This is a genomic window from Lacisediminihabitans sp. (genome assembly GCF_036569425.1).
GTDB lineage: Bacteria > Actinomycetota > Actinomycetes > Actinomycetales > Microbacteriaceae > Lacisediminihabitans.
Map to the genome: position 1 here is coordinate 1 of NZ_DATCQQ010000087.1, position 3,045 is coordinate 3,045.

2 protein-coding genes are annotated in these 3,045 nt (G+C 66.6%); one reads left to right on the plus strand and one right to left on the minus strand.

What is annotated here, in order from left to right; genetic code table 11:
* A partial coding sequence (locus VIM54_RS14865) for a DUF3488 and transglutaminase-like domain-containing protein (RefSeq protein ID WP_331902494.1) occupies positions 1 to 1,233 on the minus strand: 1,233 nt, incomplete at its 3' end.
* A 48-nt stretch (positions 1,234 to 1,281) separates the two neighbouring features.
* Here VIM54_RS14865 and VIM54_RS14870 point away from each other — a divergent pair.
* The gene (locus VIM54_RS14870; RefSeq protein ID WP_331902493.1) at positions 1,282 to 2,676 is read left to right on the plus strand and encodes an IS1380 family transposase; all 1,395 of its coding nucleotides are present in this window, start codon (positions 1,282 to 1,284) and stop codon (positions 2,674 to 2,676) included.
* Positions 2,677 to 3,045: the final 369 nt, after the last annotated feature.

The window sequence follows — 3,045 nt, forward strand, 5'->3', positions numbered from 1 at the left end:
GCGGTTGCGCTGGGCACCCCGCACCGGACCGGGGATCGCTAGCAGAATGAGGAGCAACGCCAGGATCGACACCGCCCAAATCCAGGGAATGACCGCCGCCGCCGATCCGTTTGCCCCGTTCGCCCCCGTCGGGTCCTTCACGTTCGGTCCGGCCGAGGTGGACGGCCGCGGCACCGCCGACGATGCGGTCGACGTCGGCTGCGAGTTCACTGGGATGGGCACGTCGGCGAGGGACTGGTCGGCGTACGACGGCACGTCGCCCCGACCCGGCGTGGGCTCGAAGCGCGTCCAGCCGATGCCCTCGAAGTACAGTTCCGGCCACGCATGCAGGTCGTGCGACGTGACCTCGAACTTCGCCCGACCCGCGCTGTCACGCCCCATTCGCGTGCCCGGCAGAAAGCCGACCGCGACGCGCGAGGGGATGCCGAGGCTGCGAGCCATGACGGCCATGGCCGACGCGAAGTGGATGCAATACCCCGACTTCGCCTTGAGGAAGGCGGCGACGACCTTCATGCCCGTGCCGTCGTAGCCGGATTTCACCGGCGCGGTCTCCGAATACTGGAAGTCGCCGTTGCGGAAGAAATCCTGCAGCAGGAGGGCCTTCTCATAGTTGCTCGGAGCGCCCCCGGCCACCGCATGGGCCGTCGACCCGATGATCGCCGGCACGTCGGAGGGCAGTTCGAGAAACGGCGAAAGGTTGAGCGCCACACTCGAGCCGGCGGCCTCGAGTTGCGCGGGGGTCGGCGAGATCGTGAGGCTCACCGCGCGGTAGGTCTCGCCCTCGGCGGTCTGGCTCGGGCTCCGCACGACGAGCCCGGCCGGGTCCCAGTACCATTCCCCGGACAGCCCGCTGATCGTCGTCGTGGGGTATGGAAGCGGAAGCCACGGGCTCGTGAGCGACGTGACGCTGATGTAGCTCGCCTCGTCGCTCCTCTCCACGTCCGCCGCGAGCCCTGGCGCGGCTCCGAGCTTGTCGGTGGTGTTGCCGCGGTTCACGGAGAAGTTGTCGGGCGCCCAACTGGTGCCGACGAACTTCTCGAGGCTCACGAGCCGCAAGTAGTGGCCGTCGCCCGACTTGGTGCTGTAGTCGAGCACAGTGTGATCCATGTCCTGGCGAAGGTCGTCGCCAAGGGAGAGCACGGGGTTCACCCCGGTGCTGAACCTCAATCCACCGCTCGGCTGGGGTCGGTGGCGGCGAGTTAAACAGAGAATGTCCTGTTGATCAGGGAAAATGGAGCTTACTTAGGACTTCATTCGACCGATCAAGAGGACATCTCGTAGATGCAACTTTTCCATAGATCTCACCGCCTGTCAGCCTCATTCGAGGAGACGAATCTCGTGTCGGTCGCGGGTCTCGTTCCCGCGATGGCTTTGGCGGTGAGAACCGGCCTCTCCGACCTGGCCGACGAATGGTTGACGCTGCCCAGCTACTTCGGCGCGAACGCCGGGCTGAAGGTCACCGCACTGGTGGCGGGAATGCTGGCCGGCGCTGACTCGATCGATGACATGGCGTTGCTGCGACACGGCGGGATGAAGAAACTGTTCGCCGGGACTTACGCCCCATCGACGTTGGGTTCGTTTCTGCGGGCCTTCACGTTCGGCCACGTCCGCCAGCTCGACGCGGTCGCCGCACGATGGTTGGTCGGCGTTGCCGCCGTCACCCCGATCACGGCCGGCATCGACGAGTACGCGCTGGTCGACATCGACGACACGATCAAGGAAGTCCACGGCTACCAGAAGCAGGGATCCGGATACGGATACTCCGGGGTGCGCGGGCTGAACGCGTTGATCGGAGTCGTCTCGACCGCTACCGCGGCGCCGATCATCGTCGGCTCCCGGCTGCGCAAGGGAGCGACCGGCTCCCCGCGCGGCGCGGGCAAGTTCGTCGGCGACGTCCTCGCCACCGTCGGCCGTCTGCGTTCGAAGACTGCGTCCGGGCTGGTGCTGCTGCGCGCCGACAGCGCCTTCTATGGGCACGCGGTCGTCGCAGCGGCCCACCGGGCCGGGGCGAAAGTATCGATCACCGCCCGGATGGACCCGGCCGTCAAACGCACCATCGCCACCATCACCGAGAACGCCTGGACCACGATCCAATACACCGACGCGATCCGTGACGAGACCACCGGGCAATGGATCTCCTCTGCCGAAGTCGCCGAGGTGGCCTTCACCGCATTCAGCTCGCGGAAGAAAGCCGAACGCATCGAAGGGCGCCTGGTCGTGCGGCGGATCCCGGAACTGAACGGATTCGAAGGCGACGGCCAACCCACCCTGTTCGACACCCACCGCTTCCACGCGTTCTTCACCACCAGCGAGCTGGACACGGTCACGGCCGACAAAACCCACCGCCAGCACGCCATCATCGAGCAAATCAACGCGGATCTGAAAGACAGCGCACTGGCGCACCTGCCGTCGGGGGTCTTCACCGCGAACGCGGCATGGCTGGTCCTGGCCACGATCGCGTTCAACCTCTCCCGCGCCATCGGCACACTCGCCGGCACCGAGCTGGGCAAAGCCCGCAGCGGCACCATCCGCCGCAAACTCATCAACATCCCGGCCCGCATCTCGACCTCGGCCAGGAAGATCGTGCTGCACCTGCCCGAGCACTGGCCCTGGGAAACCGGATGGAAGGCGCTGTTCGCGGGCGCCTGCGGACCGCCTCGAACAGTGACCATCTGACCACCCAGCCCACCGGCGCGACAGGATCAGGAACATCACCGGCAGCAAGGCCGGACCCTTCACCATGCCCGCCAGCAGGAAACTCAGATCAAACGCGAGCCACCGCGCTCACCGAGCCGACCGGTGGATCGAGGCTTAGGCGCCGAGGTCTCTCGCGGTGATCATGATGGCCCGTCCTCCACCCGCATCCGCCCTCCGTCACTTCGCACTCTACGCTCGACGGCAACGACGACACCGGTCAGATCATTCCGATCGGGATCGCCCGCACCACAGCTCTGATCGCCCCGCTGGTGGATGCCGCTGGCCTCAGCATCGCCCAGCGCGAGGCGATCTCGACCTGGGGCGGGGCCGTCGCCAGGACTCCTCGAT

Bases quoted from the DNA above. Each gene is read 5' to 3' on its own strand.
- VIM54_RS14870 (WP_331902493.1), top strand. From the start codon at position 1,282: ATGCAACTTTTCCATAGATCTCACCGCCTGTCAGCCTCATTCGAGGAG.